This is a genomic window from Rhizobium sp. WW22, from assembly GCF_047041135.1.
Classification (GTDB): Bacteria; Pseudomonadota; Alphaproteobacteria; order Rhizobiales; family Rhizobiaceae; genus Rhizobium.
Genome location: NZ_CP178198.1, coordinates 3,039,026 through 3,057,255, shown reverse-complemented (window position 1 = coordinate 3,057,255; position 18,230 = coordinate 3,039,026). Strand labels below are relative to the sequence as shown.

The window sequence follows — 18,230 nt, the reverse complement described above, 5'->3', positions numbered from 1 at the left end:
AGCTAGTTTTGGGCTGTCTGAGGAATCCAGATGGCGGTCAAAACTGGGCATCGAGCCAGTCGTTCGCCGCCCCGCCATATCGTCTTTTCTTGCGCCTACGGCGATTGCGTTGTTCAGACCGCTTCACTCGGCGCTGGCATGGCAACACCGAGATAGGGATCGATCCATGTGATCTGGTCGGTAACGGACTTGACGCCAGGCACATTCTCCGCTGCAACCTTGGCTGCCAGTCGCTCTCTTTCGTCGAAGATAGTGCCGGACAATTCGACAACGCCGTTCTGAACGCTGACTTTTATGAAGCCATTTTGGCTCCAGCTCTGATGGGCGAGCTCGGCAATGACCGCCTCGGCGATCTGATCGTCGCTGGCCTGAACCTTCTTCTTTGGCAGCATGTTCGCCAGCGCCCGCAACAGGTCTGATCGGCAGACCATCCCGATCACTTTGCCTTGGACGACGACAGGCAAGCGCTTGATCCCATGCTTTTCCATCAGGTCGACGGCAACGGTGAGCGTGGCATTGGGAGCAATAGTGACAACCTCCGACGTCATCACTTCTTCAACGTTGCGGCCATGTGAAAGAACATACTCATCAGCAAGCTTGCCGGGGCTGGTCAGAAACTCGAGCAGCCAGGATCGCTTGCGCTCCGTCTGCAATTCCGAGCGGCGAAGGAAATCGCCTTCGCTGACAATGCCGACAATGTTTCCGCCGGCATCAACGACTGGAAGACCGCTGACGTGACGGTCGAGCATTATTGTCGCCGCATCCACGACAGATGTTTTGGGACTTACGGTGATAGCTGGTGCGTTCATGATTTCTTGAATGAGCATGGTCGTCTCCCGGCGATGGGTTTGGTTTGTGGCGCCGATAGGGGTTTGGGTTGTTCCATGCCGAGAAGGTTACAGACCACACGACTGCCATGCTTTGATCGACATCAAATGAGCGAGGCTGGTTGCGATCATCGACAAGCCGTCTCGTGGGACAATGGACCGCCTGTTTGAAAGATGCCCGGCAACTTCAGTCGGCCAAAGCTAGAAGTTTCAGTAGAAGGCTACTATGGAATGAACATCATCCCGGCTGCGACCGCCATCAACGCGACCGTGGCCCAGCCGATGCATGCGGCCCCTTTCCCGATCGTGTATGGACCCATGATCTTGCGGTTTGACGCCAGCAACAGAATGACGGCAATCAGCGGGACTGCGAGCAAACCATTTATAACAGCGCTCCAGAACAATGCGTTCATCGGGGTGATCGGCGAATACTGAATGATCAGCGCCAGCAACACACTTATGGCGATTACGCTGTAAAAACCCCGAGCGTCATTTGGACTGCGCTCCAGGCCGAATTTCCATCCCATGGCCTCGGCAAGTGCATAGCCGGCGGAGCCGGCGAGAACGGGCACGCCGATGAGACCGACGCCTAGAATTCCGAGCGCGAAGATAAGTGCGGCAAAGGGTCCGGCCAGCGGCCGCAGTGCGCTTGCTGCTTGCGCGGCCGTGTCGATCTGCGTGATGCCGGCGACATTGAGCGTCACGGCGGTCGCCAATATGATGAAGAAAGCCGTGAGATTGGAGTAGAGCATGCCACTCCATGTATCCCAGCCAATACGGCGAAGTTCCTTGGGAGCTCTCGCACTGTCTCTGGACAAAGGCATTGAATCGGGAGCGGCATTCATATCCTCCACCTCTTCCGATGCCTGCCAGAAGAAGAGGTAAGGACTGATCGTAGTCCCAAAGACGCCGACGACGACCGCAGCATAGGTCGGTGTTGGAGTGATCGTCGGCCATATCGTCCTCAAGGCAACTTGCTGCCAGTCGATATGGACGGTGAAGAGGACCGCGGCATAGGCCAGGAGCGAAATCGTCAGCCACTTCAGGAACGCGACATAGCGGTGATACGGGATGAAGACCTGAAGCGCGAGCGTCCCAAAGACGAAGAACATTGTCATCAGGTGCCGGTTGAAGCCTGTCACCAGCTCCGCGACCTCGCCCATCGCGGCAACATCGGCGGCGATATTCAGAATATTGGCGATCAGGAGCGAGAAAACGACGGCGTAGAGGACCACCGGTGGAAATGTGGTCTTTATGTTCGCCGCCAGGCCCTGTCCGGTCACACGTCCGATCCGTGCACAGGTCGCTTGGACGACCGCCATCATTGGAAATGACACCGGCATTGTCCAGAGCATGTTCAGGCCGAATTGCGCTCCCGCCTGGGAGTAAGTGGCGATGCCGCTCGGATCATCGTCGGCGACGCCGGTGATCAGGCCTGGACCCACGCTCGCGAGTGGGTGTTGTCGCAGGCGAGCAAGACGACCCGACAATCGCGATCGCCACGAGGATTGTCCAATTGTGACGAGTTCCTGACTCATTGGCCACGGTCTCGCGTCGTTGAAACGCTGACGGTGTCCGAAGGCAGGAGCGTTGTCCGATCGACATATCCATTGATTCCTCGAATTCCCTCCACAAGCGTTCGGATCGCGTTTTGTTGGATATTGGACTCGAGGAATCCCTGTACTTGTACCTGGCCGTCTTTGACGATGACGTCGACCTTGTTGCTACCAATTCCAAGATCTGCGGCCAGCCGGGTCTTGATGGCGAGCTTTATGGCGTCATCGCCCTTAGCGACGTGTCGACCAGGCGCGTCGATGACCAGATTGATCAAATCGCATCGACTGACAATACCGACAAGACGACGGTTGCTAATGACCGGAACTCGCTTGATTTTGTGGGACAGCATCAGGTTACCAATCCGCCCTACATCCGTTTCGGGAGTTACGCTGATAACCTCGCGGTGCATCGCCTCGCCAACCGACCAGCCGTAGATTTGAATGTAAGTGTTCAAACCATGCCGATCATCTTGCTCGAACACGTCTTTGGCCGACGACGCCCAATTGTCGCCGACGCGTCGCATGAGATCCCCTTCGGTCAGGATGCCGCAGACCGCGCCATCGTCGTCAATCACAGGAAGACCGCTGATATCATTGGCGCGCAAGAGCAGCGCCGCGTTTCGGACGCTCATCGTCGGCGTGGCTGTGATGACATTCCGTGTCATGATGTCTTTGGCTTGCACGACAGCTCTCCATCTTCACTTAACTTTAGGTATTCCCGCTATTGCCGCGCCCATAGAATCGCAGGCAGGCCAAAAGCCGGTCGATGCCATCCTCAGGCGTCGTTTCGGATCGATTCCAGAACGAGCGCCTGTTCTTGGGCCGAGGCCAGCAATTCTTCCGCATATTTCTCAGCGGACTTCGTGTCGGTTCCACACAGTCTGGCGTCGTGACATTCGCGATCGATGGCGTGCCGCATTGCGTTGATGAGATCTACTCTCTCGCCGATGTCGTGAAGACGTATCAGACGGGTGAGCGCCGTCAGCGCGATGAGTTCAAGAACCATCATGCGGCCTTCCACCTCGCCGAGGGAGGGAATGGCTTTAGAGGCCGCACCGCCCAGGCTGTCGCGTCTGGCTCTCAGCATTGGTTTGTTCCTTCATGGGTTTGGTTGCAGAAAGCAGCCTGCGGATATTCGCCGCTGCGGCATTGATCAGAATCAATGAGGGTAAGGATCTTCCCGACCAGACGCAGAGCGACGTGGTGATGTGATCCGGCGATCTGCGCTTCAGGATAATTGCGTCTTGGAGGCAGGTCTGTTCGCTATACTCGCGAACTGGCTATATGGGCCGCCCTCCAATTTGGACGGCCCAAGGGCACGCAATGCATTCAGGATGACTGCGACATCGATGACTTCCTGAAGCAAAGCGCCGTGCAGCGGCGGCAAATAGCCGAATGCTGCGGCGATCATGCCGGCAACTGAAAGGCCAAGTCCCGCAACCACGCTCTGGCGAGCGATCGCAACGGCCCGGCGGGCGACAACCAGGGCGGTTGCCAAAGGATCGAGCCGGTCCACGAGCAGTACGATGTTTGCCGCTTCCGAAGAGGCCGCTGCCCCGCGCGCGCCTAATGCAACACCTACGTCGGCCGCCGCAAGCGCCGGTGCATCGTTGACGCCGTCACCTACCATCATCACCGGACCGAAGCTTTTAGCCGCGATAACAGCCTCCACTTTTGAAGCCGGTGTCTGTTCGCCGAGCACCTGTTCGATGCCGAGGATGTTGCCGACATGCGAGGCAACATCCAGGCGATCGCCGGAGGCAAGAACGATTTTCGTAATTCCGGCACTGCGCAATCGCTGCAGAACGCTGATCGCCTCCGCGCGCACCGGATCGGCCATGATGATATTTCCCGCGACAAGGCCGTCGATTGCGACTGTCACCGCAGCTTCACCAGATCGGTGATGATTTTCGAAGACTTGGGAAGCGTTTCGAAAACTTCGGCTTTTCACAAAGCGGCTACCACCGATCACGACGCGGCGTCCGTCGACCATTCCTTCAAGCCCGCTTCCACCAACTTCCTCGACATTGGTTGGTGGCGAGAGCCGCAGATTGCGTTCCTGCGCTCCCGCGATCAAAGCGGCAGCCATGACGTGGCTCGATGCTTGATCCAACGAAGCGGCAAGACGCAACAACTCGTCCTTATCGATCCAAGCGCTGCAGCCGACTGCCACGATTTCGGGCTTGCCGTGTGTGAGTGTACCGGTCTTATCGAGGACGGCAACCCGTACGCGGCTTAAGGCTTCAAGGGCGCTACCGTCTTTCACCAGGCATCCTATCGAGGCACAGCGCGAGATACCCGACATGAGCGCGACCGGTACGGCCAGGATAAGCGGGCAGGGCGTGGCGATGACGAGAACGGCAAGAGCACGTCGCGGATCGTCGGACAGCAGCCAGGCCGTCAACGCTATCGCTACCGTCATAAGCAAAAATGCCAGGCCATAGCGGTCAGCGAGACGCGCCATCGGCGCCTTGCTCTTCTGTGCCGTCTCGACGAGGCGTACAACCGCAGCATATGTGCTCTCAGAGGCGGGGCGAAGCGCCCTGACAGTAAAGACGGGGCCGATCGATGCGCTGCCGCTTAACACCTCTTCACCAGCCCGATGATCCACAGGGAGTGGTTCTCCCGTTAACGCAGACTCGTCGAGAATAGCGCGGGGAGACAGAAGAACACCATCGACGGGCAGCACTTCGCCATGGCGGATCATGATGTGATCGCCAACAACTATCTTCTCGATAGGAGTTAGTTCCAACCGATCGCCAACATAGCGAAATGCAGTTCGTGCCACTCGTCCCATCAGTAGCGTCATCTCACGGGCAGCGCGGCCGGACGCATATCCCTCCAGCATCTGTCCACCTGCATACATCAGCGCGACGACGTTGGCTGCGAGGCTTTCGCCAAAGGAAAGGGCGAACGCCATTGACAGGGCGGCGACGATATCCAACCCGAAATCGCCGTGACGCAAGGAACGGAAGGTCTGCAGCAACAACGCGCCCAGGATCGGCAAGGTGGCGAGTGCCCAGACAAGGGAGGCAAGCGCGACGTTGTCGATCAATACGAAGGTAATGCCTGCCAAAAGCCCGGATGCTGCAATCAGCACCAAAGATGATCCACTGGTTTTTAACAGGAAAACTACCGTGCTGGTCACGCTGGAGAATGCCATGATTGGCTCCGGTGGCTGAGTTTGTATCCGATATGCTATTGCTTTCGATCAGCTGATTAGAACCGTTTCCATCGAACAGACATTGATCCGCCTCAATGCGGCTCGTCCGAGAGACATGCGAATTTAAAAAAAGCAGCGGATGGATCGCGTCTTCCGCTCCGCAGCGCGGTTCACAGCGTATTCGTCAAATATCGAGCGCATATTTAATCCGTCGCGAATAGTCGAACGCACGTAGAACGTGCGTCGGCAATCGCCGTACCCCCGAGAATTTTATCGCCCTATAGTCGGCTCTGCTTCCGATCTGCGTGTCTTGACTATGCTTGCTGAGTTCGACGATGTTTTCTCTCACCGTAAGAATATTGGCGCCGTGGTCCCACCCACGTTCCAAGGCGACATCAAAGGGGAGGAACATGGTCCGCATCGCCGAGGTAATCGCGCGCGCGCCGTTGCGGGTGACAATGTAGCATGCAGCGGATCCCTGGGGACCGTGCAAACAACGGCCGATCTCATCTCCAGAAATCGTCGTGGTGACCCGCCGGAACCCACGGATTCTGTGGTTGAACAGCTTGACAATGTCTGCAGTCGGCACTGCGGCAAGTATCCGCGAGCTCCGCTCCAGCAAATCGCCGACGATTTCCACGTCGTCCTCGATAACGATGGATGCCTCTAATGTGCTGGATAGGAACATGTCCACGGCGCGCAGGTGGCTTCGGTAGCAGCCGTACTCGCCCGGCAGCAATTGTCTACCGCCATGCCTGAAAAAGCTGACGTGATCGACGTCGACGTAGTCCATGGGAGCGATGTTACGCCCGTCAATGGCGGGAACCCGTGTGATATGAATACCATGGGCGAGCGCCTGCGAGCGGATAGCTTTCCACCTGTCAACACATCTGGCCAGGTTAATGACATAGACACCGAGGCTCTCGAGCAAGACAACCATTGATCAGTCACCTCTGCTCCCGTCCGTCAATGACAAGGGTTTTGTGCGGGTTCGGGAGGAAAGGTTATCCATTCTTCGCAAGAAGGCATGCTTCAGCAAAAGCCGCGTCAATTGTCGAAGACGACAGATAAAACGTGACGCTTCCAGCCATGCGCGATAGGGCTGAACAGTTGCGTAGCGCCATCGCCGCAAATGATAGGTTCGGCGTTTGGCCTGGATCTGGGACGGCAATCCCGTATCCTGGTTGATCGGCACGGGAAAGACAAAAGCGGCCTTCAGACCCGCCAGATATTCAAGATCGAAGGCAAGATCGAACGGCAAACGCATCGGAACGAGCTTTTCGACAAACCACGCGGCGGCTCGCCGGTTGAGCAAATAGGCGCCCGATCCTTTCTCGCGAGTAAGCGCCACCGCAAGGGAACGTTGGGACGTCAAGTCGGCAAACGGGTATTTGCGACCGCGATTGACCGTCGAAAGCCGCAGGATGTCCCAATCGGCGTTCGCCTCGATTGCAGCCCTCAGGAGCTGTTTCAAGTCGGCGGGAAACTCGAGATCATCCTCCAGTATCAGGGCGAATTCTGACTCCGAGGCAAGCAGGCGCTTTGCGCATTCAATATGGCTAAGGTAGCAGCCCACCTCTGCGAGATTGCCCCTTCTTCCATGCAGCAGCCTATAGGCTCCCTCACGGAAGTCCCTGATGGGCAGTTCAAGCGCTTGCCCGTCGACGGCAGCAACTCGTTCGAACGGCAGTCTTATACCATCGAGCTTATCCTGCATGGCGGACAGCCGATCAGCAGCACGATCGAGATTGATGAGGTAAGTCTTCATGGGAAGATCGCTAAGATCTTTGTCATTCATGCTAGGCGCTCGTTCCGACAAGAATGGTGGCGATTGCGTTTGTCGGAGCGGACATTGTTTGGCCCGGCTTACGGGCGGCTTACAGAAACTTGTCAAAAAAGTGAAAATAACCCCCAGGTTAGGTTTCTGGGGCAAGTTTAGCTGGAGCGCCCAACTCATCACCCAAGCGGGAGTGATACGGAGGCTTCTCTCTCGTTCGCCTGCCGCCGGGATATCGAATTGGATATCGACGCGCGATGCCACAGGATCAAGGCGGGTGCAGCAAACGGATGCGAAGAGGCGTGCCTCGAATTCGCCAAGAATAAAGAGGCTTTTGCGCTGCAGTTACCCTATGGATCAACACGAAAGTTTTGGACTGCTTCATGCGCGTGCTGCTCGTTGAAGACAATGCCAAGCTCGCATCGCTGACAAGCGAGGCAATGCGTTCGCATGGTTTTGCCGTCGATTGGGTCAGTTCAGCCAGCGATGCCGAGGAAGCTATGTCCACGATCAGCTATGAGGCGGTCATTCTCGATCTCGGCTTGCCAGATCGTGACGGCCTGTCCTTGCTCGAACCTGTGCGTCGCCGGGCGCCCTCAACGCCTATTCTCATCCTGACGGCACGCGATGCCGCAAGTTCGATTATCGATGCGCTCGACAGCGGTGCCGATGACTATCTCGTCAAGCCCTTCGTTATGGGCGTGCTAATCTCGCGCGTTCGTGCCTTGATGCGTCGCCCAGCCCTACGCCACGATACGATCCTCAGCGAGCGTAACGTCCATCTTGATCTTTCACAGCATGTTGCCAAAGTCGGGGAGACCGAACTGCAGCTCAGTCGCCGCGAGTTCGCTGCGCTGGAATTGTTTCTTCGCAGATTCAACAGGGTCCTCTCCAAGGGCGAGGTCGAGGAGTCGATCTATGGCTTCGGCGAGGAGCTAAGCTCCAACGCCGTCGAGGTTCTCATCCACCGATTGCGTAAAAAGCTCCAGGCTGCGGGTGCTGCGATCGATATCCATAACATGCGAGGCGTCGGCTATATGCTGACGGAGGGACGTTCATGACATTTCGCCGACTGACGCTATTCAGGCGCCTCGTCGTTGCTATGTCTATCGTCGCGCTGGTTGCAGTCTGTGCGAGTGTTCTTTTCTTGTACGTCCGTTTTCAAGCGGCCAACGATGCTTTTCGTGAAGAGACGCTCTCGACTTTCGCGCAAGACATGCAGCGCCAGTTCGCCTCGGATCCGCAACTTACCGGTGGGCCTGCAACTGCCTTGAAAACGCGAATCAAGGAGCTGGGCGGACAATTCGCCGTAGTGACCGATACAGGCAGAGTTCTTGCCAGTTCGGAGACGTTGGATCAGCCGCTGGTTCCTGTCTCAAACCAGAAGGTTCGGTACTTTTTGCTCCCGGGTCACGACAAAGTCAGAGCCCTTTTTGGCATCTCAATGCAGCTTGATGGCACTAATCCCGTGCATTTCGTGCAAATCGCCTTCCCGCGGGAGCACGTCATTTTCGACACCGTATTGGAGGAGTTCGTCACTGACATCGCGTGGATATGGATTCCATTTGTTTGTCTTCTTCTGCTGGTCAACATCCTCGTGCTGAAATTCGCGCTGAAGCCATTGAGCCAGGCGGCGGAAGAGGTGCGGCAAATCGGGCCCTCCAGCATAGCCACGCGGCTGACGGAAACCAGGATGCCGGAGGATGTGCTGGCATTGGTGAGCGCGGTCAACGAGGCGCTTGATCGCTTGCAGGCGGGTTTTCTGTCACTTGAGCAGTTTTCGAGCCATCTTGCCCATGAGCTTCGGACGCCGCTCGCGATTATCAAGGCTCGCCTTGCGCTCTCGCAAGATGCAATCGCACGGAAAGTCGAGGAGGATTTCGAGGGTGTAGAGCGGCTGGTCAGTCAATTGGTCGATCGCGTCAGGATCGGTGGCCTGCATTTTGAAGCAAGCGACCGGGTCGATCTTGGCGATATCGGACAGCGGGTAGCAGCATTCCTTGCGCCGGTCATTCTTTCCAAGGGCCGCGACATCGAATTGCAGCCACCCTTAGAGCCCGTCGTGGTTAGCGGCGCGTTCGATTTCATCTTTCGAGCCCTGCGCAATCTTATTGAGAATGCACTGAACCACACGCCTCCGGGCACGACGATTACGGTGACGATCTTTCGATGCGGCATCACGGTCTCTGATTCCGGCCCAGGATATCCCCCCCGATGGCTCGAGCCGGTGGCGGTCGTCGGCAAACCGGACAGCGGTGCGGGTGGTCTCGGCCTTGGCCTGTCGATCGTGAAGGAGACGATGATTGCTCACGGAGGCGATCTCAAGCTCACCAATTTGCCGGAGGGCGGAGCATCCGCGACAATGGAATTTCCAATCCATCAGAAAGCGATCTGAGAACGGAGCTTTCATGTTCTGCAGAGATCATCTTGGCAGAAAGCTGAGGCTTGGCAGTCGGACCTGCTAATGCAACTCCTGTGCCCGGGCTTACTGAGATTCGGCCTTCCTTGGAATGGCTCCGCCAGTTCCTTGACCTCGATCAATGCTGCAGCCTTTGGCTAGTCCTATCCTTTTTCCGCTAACGGAATTTCAAGGAGACGGTCATGAACGACATTACTCTCAGACAGAATATTCTGGATGAACTCGAATTTGAGCCGAAAGTGGATGCGGCCAAAATTGGTGTGACCGCACGCGACGGCGTCATCACTCTTACCGGACATGTTGGCACATATGCGGAGAAGGACGCCGCCGAGAAAGCCGCGAGACGCGTCAAAGGCGTCCGCGCCATAGCCCAGGAAATAGATGTTCAAATCCTAGGCCCGCGGCGGACAGACGACGACGACATCGCCCGACGGGCAGTCAAAATGCTAGACTGGAATATCTCCATTCCAAAGCAAATGGTGCAGATCCGCGTATGCAAGGGCGTCGTTACGCTTACCGGCAAGGTGGAGTGGCAGTACCAAAAGAATGCCGCCGCCGCCGCTGTCAGGGATCTCGCCGGTGTCATTGGCGTCTCCAATCTCATAGAGGTCGTTCCCAGCATCAGTGCTGATGACATCAAGCGGCGCATCGAGGATGCGCTGGAACGCGATGCGGAATTGGAGGCACACGCAATCCAGGTCGATGTTTCCGGTGGTAAAGTTATCTTGAAGGGCCACGTCAGGACCTTGTTCGAGCGTCGTGCGGCAGAACGTGCCGCGTGGTCGGCGCCGGGCGTCCATGCACTCGATGATCAACTCTCCATCAGCTGATCAACTTTCGATAGAAGGAGGGATGCAAAATCATGAGCACGGATTTCACACGAACGGAAGAAGCGCTGCTTGCGGGTGCCGGATATCCCCTCCCGCCCACCAGGACTGCGATTTTCGCCTCGACAGAGCAGACAGAGACAAATGGGAAATCACAATTGTGTCCCCCCGCGCTCAAGCGTGGGTGCATGATGAATTGTGCAATCCCCTCTGCCAGTGTCTGAGTGATAGCCTCAAGGTAGATATATTGGGTGCGGATCGCTTTCTGAAGCAGGTACATGCCTTGGGGTTTCGAACCGAATTTGTCGGCATCGGCGGCAAGGATCTGTTCTGAGGTGGAGCGATGTATAAGTCGATTGTCTGTGCGGTTGGCCTCGGATCGAAGGAGAAAGCCGAGCATCTGATGCATACGGCTTGCGCGCTTCTCGACACGGATGGAACGCTTCATCTCGCCCATACGGTCGAGCGATTTCCGTCCCTTGTCCGGCAGGGACCGGATGAGTGGGCAGTCTCCGTCATCGGTGAAGCGGAAGAAAAGCTGTCGCTGCTTTGCAGAGAGCTTTCAGTGCCAGCGCTTGTCCATGTTCGCACCGGTCGGGCCGCCGACACGGTGCTCGCCATTGCGATCGAAACAAAGGCGGATCTGATCGTGGTCGCGGCTCATACCAACGATGTTTTCGATCGGGTATTTGGATCGACCGTCGACCACATTGTCCACCATGCGAAATGCTCCGTTCACATCGATCGGATTCCGTCGGCCCCGAAGCAGTAAATATCCAACTCATTCAGAGGCTGGACTGCGTCGTTGCATTGGCGGCCTGGTCGTACAAGCGTAGGCTAGAGGGCGTATGTTGCGGCCGTTCACGGCCATCGATCTCAAGACATATGGTTTGACCCCAGATATTCCAATCAACGGGATCGTGATCGACGAACCTGTCAAAAGCCTGTCATGAGAAGACGAAAGCGGTCTGCCGAAAAGGTGTGGCCGTGCATTTCGCCGCAATTGTTCCTCTAGATGTCACGGCTCTTAAGAGCTGCTGTTTGGTCGTCGCCGTCAATCATGCGGTTGCAGCCAAAAGTAAACCTTTTTGGAAATCAACGAAAATTGAGCGCTATGACAGAACCGCGAAAATCATCCTCCAAGCTCAATCGCTATATCGGAGCCGGCCTTGTCCTTGCCGTGCTGGCGGGGCCAGCCGTCGCTGCCTCACTTAAAAGTATCATGGGCAGCATGGGCGATAACACCACTTCAGCTAAGGCCGTGCTCGCCAACTTCGACAGCAAAGCCGCCGAGCAGGTCCTGCGGCGCTACGCGGCTGACGCCGAGGCCGCCGACGCCATGTTTGCCAGCCAGAGCAGCGCCAAGGAGAAGGATATCCACGCTCGCTTCAGCAAGATGGCCATGATTGCCGGTACAGCGAGCCAGAAGGCGCAAGACAAAGCCTCGTTTCGTAAGGCATTCGTGGCCGTGGCAGCCGAGTGCAAGTCCTGCCACACGACTTACAAATAGCCGCTGCAAATCTTCCCGAACAGGAAACTCCACATGAGCGAACAACGATCCGCCTATGAACCCTATTGCGAACCACCCATCGGAAAAGGCGACAAGATTTCACCTGCCAAGAGCGATCTCGTGCGTGCTTGGGACCTTCCCACGCGTCTATTCAAATGGTCGCTCGTCGCATTGATCCTGACGGCCTGGGTCTCGAGTGGCTTCAACGATCCGGACATGACTGTTCACAAAGCGGCGGGTTACGGCGTTCTCGTCCTCTTGGTTTATCGCCTCCTGTGGGGTGTTTTCGGTAGTTCAACCGCGCGGTTTTCCGGTTTCGTACGCTCGCCCGCCGCCGTATGGGCCTACCTAAAGGCGCTGCGGCGCAACCGCGCGGGACACTATCTCGGCCACAATCCGGCCGGCGGCCTGATGGTTATCGGTCTCATCGTCGTTTGCGGTATGCAGGTTTTGCTTGGATTATTCTCCAGTGACGGGGTGACCGCCGCGGGGCCTTTTGCTGGACTGGTAGGGGATGCCGTTTCGAGCTTGGCCGCTTCCGTCCATGCTGCATGGTTCTACTTCGCCATTCTCGTTCTGGCGGGATTGCATATCGTCGCGAACCTCTACTATCAGTTCGTCAAGCGCGAAGACCTTATCGGCGCCATGATCACTGGCCGCAAACAGCGCGAAGCCTACGTCGACCACAATGAGGCGACGGGTGGGTCGCTGCCTGTCGCCGCTGTCTGTCTTCTGATTGCCTTTGGCCTGGTTTATGGCACCGTAACGCTGCTTGGCGGAAGCTTCTTCGCTTCAATCTAGAATTCGTCTTGGTCAAACAGGAGCGTTACGGTTGTAAGATGGCCAGGCTGTACTTCAATCTCCAGCCGCCCCTTATGCAACGCCATGATCCGGCGCACGATCTCAAGGCCAATACCCATGTGATCGGCTTTGAGATCGCCAAACGGGCCTCCCGCCGGAGCGTCAAAAACACCAGCGTCATCCTTGACCGTCAAGCGCGGACCAGGGCCAGCGACAACTTCGATCGCCGCACCTTCGGGGGTATGTTTGACGGCGTTTTCGATGAGATTGCGCAATGCGTCCTCAAGCAGTGGCGCATGACCTTCAACAGAGCCGGCGCCAAGATTGCTGTAGGCAATGGTGTGATTGAGGTCATAGACCAGGGGCGCGATATCCGTGACAACCCAATCGGCCAGCTTGGCCAGATCGACCGGCCGGAACACCGCGCGGTCAGCGCTTTCGAGCCGCCCCAGCGCCGTGATCTGGGCGATAAAGCCCGCCAATGCGTCGAGATCTGCCTCCATCTTGCGAGCACGAGGATGGTCGATGTTGCCAAGTTCCAGCTTCATCATAGCCAGCGGCGTGCGGATCTCATGCGCAACAGCCGTGGTGAACAGACGCTGCGATTTCATGAGCGTACCTATGCGCGCAAGGCTCCGGTTGATGGCAGCGGCAAGATCAGCAATTTCGCGCGGCATGCTGGTCTGGTTGATTAGATGGCTGGGGTCGAGTGGATCGAGATGGCCGGCCTCTCGCGCTGCTTTTGCGACGGGACGCAGGGCCTGGCGGATTGACAATAACGTGCCACCGAGAACGAAGAGCAGCATGATGGCCATTGGGGTGGCGAGATGATCCGCAAACTCACGCCCGATCACCGCCCACATGATGCCGTCGCTGTCGTGCAGGATCGCGATCTCGATAAAAATCTTGTCCCCATGGATTTCATAGGTCTTGCCGCCGGCAACGGCGAGCGGTTTGCCGGCGCTCAGCATTCGAGACCAGAGGTCCGGCGGATTGACCTCATGCGGCAGAAGGTGATTGTCGCAGCGCGCATCGCAGTTCGTATAGAGAATCTGACCGGTTGGTGTGCGGATGCGGGTGATATAGAAGCCACCCTGGACGCCGTAGCGGTCGAGGTCGTGCGGCAACTTGTAGGGCGCTTCGTCATGGCGGCGTTCGAAACCCTTCGACAGCTTTCCGGTTTCACGTTCGATCATCAACGTCGCCAACTGCTCGTTGTCGAAATAATAATCGGCAAAGACGAGTGCGGCCTGCACCGCCATGGCCAGCGCTGCAAAGAGCGCGATGCGCAGCGTGATGATGCGGATCAGCGTTGGCGGCCTAGCAGATCGATCAACCATTTTGGCGCTTTTCCCGCAGCAAATAGCCAATGCCCCGTATTGTTTCGATGCTGATGGGCAAATCGAACGGGGCGAGGCGACGACGCAGGCGGGAGATCGCCAATTCCACGGCGTTGGTCGAGATATCGTCGCCAAATTCGGAGAGCTTGCTTTCGATCAATTGCTTGGGAGTGACCCGGCCCGCGTTGCGAATAAGCAGTTCAAGGACGGACCGCTCGCGCGGTGCGACTGCGAGCGGTTCACCGCCTGCGGCCACCACGCCGTTTGTGGGATCGAAAGATAGGCGGCCAACGACAATGGCTTCGATATAGTGCGGCGCTCTGCGGCGCAGAAGGGCGCGGCAACGCGCGAGCAATTCGATGTGATTGAACGGTTTGACGAGATAGTCATCGGCACCGCCGTCGAGGGCCGCTACGCGATCTTCAATCGAACCGCGCGCCGTGATCACGAGGATCGGTGCGGTAAAACCTTCACGACGTAGTTCCCGGATAAGATCCAAGCCGTCGCCGTCCGGTAAGCCTAAGTCCACCAAGGCCAAGTCGTAGCTGACAGTTTGTGTTGCCAGCAGCGCGGCGCCTACCGTTGCCGCGCTATCAAGGCGCCAACCCGCCTGATGAACACTTTCGGTCAGCAAATCGCGCAGGCGGGCACTATCTTCGACCAGTAACAAGCGCATACAGACCCCGATTTGCGGTCATAGTGGTTGCGGACCACGACGACAACTTACTAGTGACGCTTCCCGCCGTGCCAGAGCCCACTCTAGACCAATGAACCCCGCGGTTCGACTGGGATCGTGCAGCAACATCGAGATCAGGACCGTACCGCACAGTGGACGTCTAAATCGCTGGCCCGGATACCCTAACGCACGAATTGCCGAAGCTATTTTCCAGGCAACGAAGGCGGATACTCATAAAGTTGTCATGCCCGAGTCTGACTCAGCCATTCAGGCGCTGGTGGATAGTCGCTTTCAGCCCGGGTGTGCGGTGCATGGAATTCATGATGGAGACGGTCCTGGTGAGCGCCTTTCAAGCAGCACCCTGGCCGAGCACCGCGATGTGGCACGGATGGGCCGGGCGGTCGCTGATATCATCGTCAGTGTCAATCAAAGGGCACCTTGCGGCTCCGCGGAAGGCTGTGGTCTTCACACGAGCGAATAAGGCGACCCCTTGCCTGAAGTTTTTCGTGATGGTCGCACGCGCCTCCTCGCGATCAAGCAGCCCATGATTGCTCCGCCTTCCTGAGCATCTATCGTGCCTTCTCAAACCTACCGCGTTGCCTGCCAGATCCAAGGTTCACCGTACTGCTACTCGTTATCGGCCCGGGCCGGCCGGTGTCGGTCCATCTGTAATGCCGCCGCTGGCCCGTAACCTCAATTGAGGCATGTCAAAGTAGCCATCCAAGTGCCTTGATAAACGTAGTATTCGCAACCTCTTCAGTGAAGTTTGCCTGTAGGGATTGCTGATATTCTCGCGCCCCGGGGGGTCACGCTCTATGAAATGGCATGCATCGCATCAGTTTCCCGCGCTGAGGCTCGTCGTGCGCTCCGGCGAGAAGTACAGGGTCATCAAGACCGTCCGGGATGCGGCAGTAACATTGATCTCGGATTGGCCGAGCGACGATGGCGAGGAATATGTTATGGCGATCAGGGCATGCCTTGATGCTCTGAACGACGTCATCCCTCCGGAAGCGGCCAGAGAGGCCCTTATCCGTGCCGCTGCCGAAGAGCGTATCCTTTATATTTCAGTCATCGGATGACGTTGGGTTCGCACAGGGCGTGCGCTCCCACCTCGGCCTATTGATGCAGATCAAGGTCCAAAATCGTCAGAGAACCTACCAATTGATCAGGAATGCAAAGTGGACATTTTCGTTGTTCGCTTTGACTTCGGAACGGCAGATCCGTGACAAGGAGAAGAACATGCGTGCAGCTTTGCTGGTCGCCGCGATAGCCGGCGTTATCTTCGGTGCCTATGCTTACCAATCCAGTGGCTCCGCCAAATCAAAAGAACCAAAGCAACAGTCGTCGACGAATACGGGTAGCACAACCGGCAAACCTAAGCTCGGTTATCCAGATCCCTATATTCCCCCGACGAAGGGCAATGGCTTTTGATTTCTAGCGCCAATCAGAGGATGAAATAATGTCAAAATGTAACCCGACTGTCGTGGTCAAACGTCGGCGCCCGCGTGCGCCGCGATTGGCCTCGAGCCCATCGAAGACTTTAGGCTCTCTTCCACCAGTCGGTTCTCCCTCGAATATGCAAAACCCGCCAACTCGTCGCGTGCTGCATCTCTCCGGAGTTTCCTCCCGCGACGTGACGACTTAATTTTCATGGCCGAATGCCCGCGTCCTGGCTTCCGACGGGGCCTAAACGCCCTGTCGGCCTTAGGATCTCCCACAAAAGGCGCCGCAATCTGCACAGCCGTCGACCGATTTCCAATGTGCACGGATTAAGAACGCCGTCGATGCAGACATCCGCGACCGCCTCAGGCGTCCCGCCGCTGCTCATCATTGAGTTTTCTTTCAATAATTATGCAGAAGATGCTCGCTGCGCAGTTATCTCATCCGTCTCAGCAAAGCTGGCTGGATGGAATATCCCGGATCAACACCGGCGCGAATGCCGTTGGCAGCACGATTGCTATTCGCAGTGACAAATCGAAACATGAGTTTGCCGCTTTCCGCTATAACCCGACGTCGGTGGCCGAGATAGTCAGCGGCGGTTTACACATTTTCAAATCTCAGGAGCGAGTCTCCAGGCATGGGGAGGGGCCTGGTAATTCACCCGCTGACACGGTGCCAACCTGAGCAGAATTGTATATGAGGCCGTACTTAACCTGCGTCACACGTAGATCGCGGTACCAGTTGACGAGATCGCCCCAAGGGTCATTTATCTTTGAAAGACCAGACACGAAGGCGACGACTGTCCCGATCTCGGTCTTGCCGGTAACCACGAAATAACCGCCCAGTGCGAAGATGCCTGCGTAACCCATCTGTGTCATCAGATTCATCATGAAATTCATCGTGAACTTGATTTTGTAGATGCTCATGTTGATCCGGAAGACATCTCCGATACGCGACGCCTGATGGCCATCAGTATCAATTGCGTGCCCCATTTGGACGATGTCCTCGCTGACATTGCGCATGATGCCGATCCTTTTTCCGACGCGGCGGTTGATCGCTGCCTGCATGATCGGGACAAAACCACTTTGCGGAAGAAAGATCGTGATGACGATGATCGTAATGAGTGGCTGCAGATAGACCAGATAGCCGCAAACAGCTGTCAATATGCCGATCTGCAACAGAGGCTCCGAGATACTTGTGCCGACGAAGCCACCGACAGGTTCGGCTTCGGCCAAGATGATCGACAGTTGGACGCCTTCGCTGGTCATCATGGAGTCGCCCGTCACCGATGTTCGTGATGCCTCGAATACCTGCAAACGCAGCCATCGGACCGCCGCTTCTCCGATCCAACTGCTATAGATATTGAGCACAAGTTTCACGGCTCCCTCGGTCAGAGCCAAAAGGACGTATATCAACACCAGGAAGGCGATCGTTCGATAGGAGCCATTCTCCGTTGCCGCATTCACGATCCGTCGCTGTACCTCCAGCGGTATGGTTCCCGCTGTAAAGAGCACGATGGATAGGATTGCGGTGGCCAGCTGATGCCACCCCGATGCCCGAAAAACGAAACCATATAGCGTTCGGGGAAGAATGATTTCCTTCGGGAACGGGTGTGATAGAGCCGCCTTCGCACCGCGAAATGTTTTCAGGATGGTCATTGCGTTGCTGATTTCTCAAGCGCCGGCTGTCGCCCGGTGCCGGCAATCGGTTTCACCCACAAAATGCCAATGATCGTCGCGATCATGACGATCAATATGATCAGCAATAGCTTTTGCACCGATGCCCTCCTGACGTGGCAAACAATTTGCCCAGCCCTCAAACGCTTTCATGTTCTCGCTGTGCGCGCGTTGATTCGGGTCAAAGCCGGGGCATCATTTGTGTGGGAGGAGAAGAG

The 18,230-nt window shown here is 56.8% G+C and carries 20 protein-coding genes; 8 read left to right on the top strand and 12 right to left on the bottom strand.

Annotation, left to right across the window (positions count from 1 at the left end):
• Positions 1–113: 113 nt before the first annotated feature.
• The 7 genes from ACK83U_RS15035 to ACK83U_RS15005 all read right to left on the bottom strand — a co-directional run bounded on the left by ACK83U_RS15035 (position 114) and on the right by ACK83U_RS15005 (position 7,344).
• Positions 114–827 carry a CBS domain-containing protein gene (locus ACK83U_RS15035; RefSeq protein WP_112606550.1) on the bottom strand — a complete coding sequence of 238 codons (714 nt, stop codon included), beginning with the start codon at positions 825–827 and terminating at the stop codon, positions 114–116.
• A 224-nt stretch (positions 828–1,051) separates the two neighbouring features.
• Positions 1,052–2,365: an NRAMP family divalent metal transporter gene (locus ACK83U_RS15030; protein WP_412474671.1), complete on the bottom strand. Its 1,314-nt coding sequence runs from the start codon at positions 2,363–2,365 to the stop codon at positions 1,052–1,054.
• Positions 2,362–3,066 (bottom strand): CBS domain-containing protein, encoded by a 705-nt coding sequence (locus ACK83U_RS15025; protein ID WP_112606548.1) that lies wholly within the window; start codon positions 3,064–3,066, stop codon positions 2,362–2,364. The genes ACK83U_RS15030 and ACK83U_RS15025 overlap by 4 nt, the downstream gene beginning before the upstream one ends.
• A gap of 92 nt (positions 3,067–3,158) precedes the next feature.
• Positions 3,159–3,470, bottom strand: coding sequence for a hypothetical protein (locus ACK83U_RS15020; protein ID WP_112606546.1), 312 nt, complete (start codon positions 3,468–3,470; stop codon positions 3,159–3,161).
• Positions 3,471–3,611: 141 nt separating this feature from the next.
• On the bottom strand, positions 3,612–5,546 hold the full coding sequence (locus tag ACK83U_RS15015) for a heavy metal translocating P-type ATPase (RefSeq protein ID WP_112606544.1): 1,935 nt from the start codon (positions 5,544–5,546) through the stop codon (positions 3,612–3,614).
• Positions 5,547–5,730: 184 nt separating this feature from the next.
• A complete protein-coding gene (locus tag ACK83U_RS15010) occupies positions 5,731–6,486 on the bottom strand; it encodes a glycosyltransferase family 25 protein (RefSeq protein WP_112606542.1) in 756 nt (251 codons plus the stop codon).
• A 3-nt stretch (positions 6,487–6,489) separates the two neighbouring features.
• On the bottom strand, positions 6,490–7,344 hold the full coding sequence (locus ACK83U_RS15005; protein WP_112606540.1) for a glycosyltransferase family 25 protein: 855 nt from the start codon (positions 7,342–7,344) through the stop codon (positions 6,490–6,492).
• A gap of 362 nt (positions 7,345–7,706) precedes the next feature.
• Here ACK83U_RS15005 and ACK83U_RS15000 point away from each other — a divergent pair, with 362 nt between their 5' ends.
• The 3 genes from ACK83U_RS15000 to ACK83U_RS14990 all read left to right on the top strand — a co-directional run bounded on the left by ACK83U_RS15000 (position 7,707) and on the right by ACK83U_RS14990 (position 10,572).
• On the top strand, positions 7,707–8,384 hold the full coding sequence (locus tag ACK83U_RS15000) for a response regulator transcription factor (protein ID WP_112338813.1): 678 nt from the start codon (positions 7,707–7,709) through the stop codon (positions 8,382–8,384).
• On the top strand, positions 8,381–9,718 hold the full coding sequence (locus tag ACK83U_RS14995; RefSeq protein WP_112606538.1) for an ATP-binding protein: 1,338 nt from the start codon (positions 8,381–8,383) through the stop codon (positions 9,716–9,718). The genes ACK83U_RS15000 and ACK83U_RS14995 overlap by 4 nt, the downstream gene beginning before the upstream one ends.
• A 206-nt stretch (positions 9,719–9,924) precedes the next feature.
• Positions 9,925–10,572, top strand: coding sequence for a BON domain-containing protein (locus ACK83U_RS14990; RefSeq protein ID WP_112606536.1), 648 nt, complete (start codon positions 9,925–9,927; stop codon positions 10,570–10,572).
• Here ACK83U_RS14990 and ACK83U_RS14985 read toward each other — a convergent pair.
• Positions 10,565–10,978: a hypothetical protein gene (locus ACK83U_RS14985; protein WP_412474670.1), complete on the bottom strand. Its 414-nt coding sequence runs from the start codon at positions 10,976–10,978 to the stop codon at positions 10,565–10,567. The two genes, ACK83U_RS14990 and ACK83U_RS14985, sit on opposite strands and share 8 nt — an antisense overlap.
• Here ACK83U_RS14985 and ACK83U_RS14980 point away from each other — a divergent pair.
• The 3 genes from ACK83U_RS14980 to ACK83U_RS14970 all read left to right on the top strand — a co-directional run bounded on the left by ACK83U_RS14980 (position 10,973) and on the right by ACK83U_RS14970 (position 12,880).
• Positions 10,973–11,341: a universal stress protein gene (locus ACK83U_RS14980; RefSeq protein ID WP_412474669.1), complete on the top strand. Its 369-nt coding sequence runs from the start codon at positions 10,973–10,975 to the stop codon at positions 11,339–11,341. The genes ACK83U_RS14985 and ACK83U_RS14980 overlap by 6 nt on opposite strands.
• A gap of 342 nt (positions 11,342–11,683) precedes the next feature.
• Positions 11,684–12,079, top strand: coding sequence for a cytochrome c (locus ACK83U_RS14975; protein ID WP_162708036.1), 396 nt, complete (start codon positions 11,684–11,686; stop codon positions 12,077–12,079).
• 33 nt (positions 12,080–12,112) lie between these two features.
• Complete coding sequence (locus ACK83U_RS14970) at positions 12,113–12,880, top strand: cytochrome b/b6 domain-containing protein (protein ID WP_112606532.1); 768 nt, start codon at positions 12,113–12,115, stop codon at positions 12,878–12,880.
• Here ACK83U_RS14970 and ACK83U_RS14965 read toward each other — a convergent pair.
• Positions 12,877–14,220: a sensor histidine kinase gene (locus ACK83U_RS14965; protein WP_112606530.1), complete on the bottom strand. Its 1,344-nt coding sequence runs from the start codon at positions 14,218–14,220 to the stop codon at positions 12,877–12,879. The genes ACK83U_RS14970 and ACK83U_RS14965 overlap by 4 nt on opposite strands.
• Entirely contained in the window at positions 14,213–14,896 is a 684-nt protein-coding gene (locus tag ACK83U_RS14960; RefSeq protein WP_112606528.1) for a response regulator transcription factor, read from the bottom strand. The genes ACK83U_RS14965 and ACK83U_RS14960 overlap by 8 nt, the downstream gene beginning before the upstream one ends.
• 815 nt (positions 14,897–15,711) lie before the next feature.
• Here ACK83U_RS14960 and ACK83U_RS14955 point away from each other — a divergent pair.
• Positions 15,712–15,975: a DUF982 domain-containing protein gene (locus ACK83U_RS14955; RefSeq protein ID WP_112606526.1), complete on the top strand. Its 264-nt coding sequence runs from the start codon at positions 15,712–15,714 to the stop codon at positions 15,973–15,975.
• Between the two features lie 160 nt (positions 15,976–16,135).
• Entirely contained in the window at positions 16,136–16,327 is a 192-nt protein-coding gene (locus tag ACK83U_RS14950; protein WP_112606524.1) for a hypothetical protein, read from the top strand.
• 626 nt (positions 16,328–16,953) lie between these two features.
• On the opposite strand, the gene ACK83U_RS14945 is transcribed toward ACK83U_RS14950, so the two are convergent.
• Positions 16,954–17,994 (bottom strand): ABC transporter transmembrane domain-containing protein, encoded by a 1,041-nt coding sequence (locus ACK83U_RS14945; RefSeq protein ID WP_112606520.1) that lies wholly within the window; start codon positions 17,992–17,994, stop codon positions 16,954–16,956.
• Positions 17,991–18,113 carry a hypothetical protein gene (locus ACK83U_RS14940; RefSeq protein ID WP_281409872.1) on the bottom strand — a complete coding sequence of 41 codons (123 nt, stop codon included), beginning with the start codon at positions 18,111–18,113 and terminating at the stop codon, positions 17,991–17,993. The genes ACK83U_RS14945 and ACK83U_RS14940 overlap by 4 nt, the downstream gene beginning before the upstream one ends.
• Between the last annotated feature and the right edge of the window lie 117 nt (positions 18,114–18,230).

Coding starts and splice junctions, on each gene's coding strand:
- ACK83U_RS15035 (WP_112606550.1), bottom strand. CDS start 827: ATGCTCATTCAAGAAATCATGAACGCACCAGCTATCACCGTAAGTCCC.
- ACK83U_RS15030 (WP_412474671.1), bottom strand. CDS start 2,365: ATGAGTCAGGAACTCGTCACAATTGGACAATCCTCGTGGCGATCGCGA.
- ACK83U_RS15020 (WP_112606546.1), bottom strand. CDS start 3,470: ATGCTGAGAGCCAGACGCGACAGCCTGGGCGGTGCGGCCTCTAAAGCC.
- ACK83U_RS15015 (WP_112606544.1), bottom strand. CDS start 5,546: ATGGCATTCTCCAGCGTGACCAGCACGGTAGTTTTCCTGTTAAAAACC.
- ACK83U_RS15010 (WP_112606542.1), bottom strand. CDS start 6,486: ATGGTTGTCTTGCTCGAGAGCCTCGGTGTCTATGTCATTAACCTGGCC.
- ACK83U_RS15005 (WP_112606540.1), bottom strand. CDS start 7,344: ATGAATGACAAAGATCTTAGCGATCTTCCCATGAAGACTTACCTCATC.
- ACK83U_RS15000 (WP_112338813.1), top strand. CDS start 7,707: ATGCGCGTGCTGCTCGTTGAAGACAATGCCAAGCTCGCATCGCTGACA.
- ACK83U_RS14995 (WP_112606538.1), top strand. CDS start 8,381: ATGACATTTCGCCGACTGACGCTATTCAGGCGCCTCGTCGTTGCTATG.
- ACK83U_RS14990 (WP_112606536.1), top strand. CDS start 9,925: ATGAACGACATTACTCTCAGACAGAATATTCTGGATGAACTCGAATTT.
- ACK83U_RS14980 (WP_412474669.1), top strand. CDS start 10,973: ATGCATACGGCTTGCGCGCTTCTCGACACGGATGGAACGCTTCATCTC.
- ACK83U_RS14985 (WP_412474670.1), bottom strand. CDS start 10,978: ATGCATCAGATGCTCGGCTTTCTCCTTCGATCCGAGGCCAACCGCACA.
- ACK83U_RS14975 (WP_162708036.1), top strand. CDS start 11,684: ATGACAGAACCGCGAAAATCATCCTCCAAGCTCAATCGCTATATCGGA.
- ACK83U_RS14970 (WP_112606532.1), top strand. CDS start 12,113: ATGAGCGAACAACGATCCGCCTATGAACCCTATTGCGAACCACCCATC.
- ACK83U_RS14965 (WP_112606530.1), bottom strand. CDS start 14,220: ATGGTTGATCGATCTGCTAGGCCGCCAACGCTGATCCGCATCATCACG.
- ACK83U_RS14960 (WP_112606528.1), bottom strand. CDS start 14,896: ATGCGCTTGTTACTGGTCGAAGATAGTGCCCGCCTGCGCGATTTGCTG.
- ACK83U_RS14955 (WP_112606526.1), top strand. CDS start 15,712: ATGAAATGGCATGCATCGCATCAGTTTCCCGCGCTGAGGCTCGTCGTG.
- ACK83U_RS14950 (WP_112606524.1), top strand. CDS start 16,136: ATGCGTGCAGCTTTGCTGGTCGCCGCGATAGCCGGCGTTATCTTCGGT.
- ACK83U_RS14945 (WP_112606520.1), bottom strand. CDS start 17,994: ATGACCATCCTGAAAACATTTCGCGGTGCGAAGGCGGCTCTATCACAC.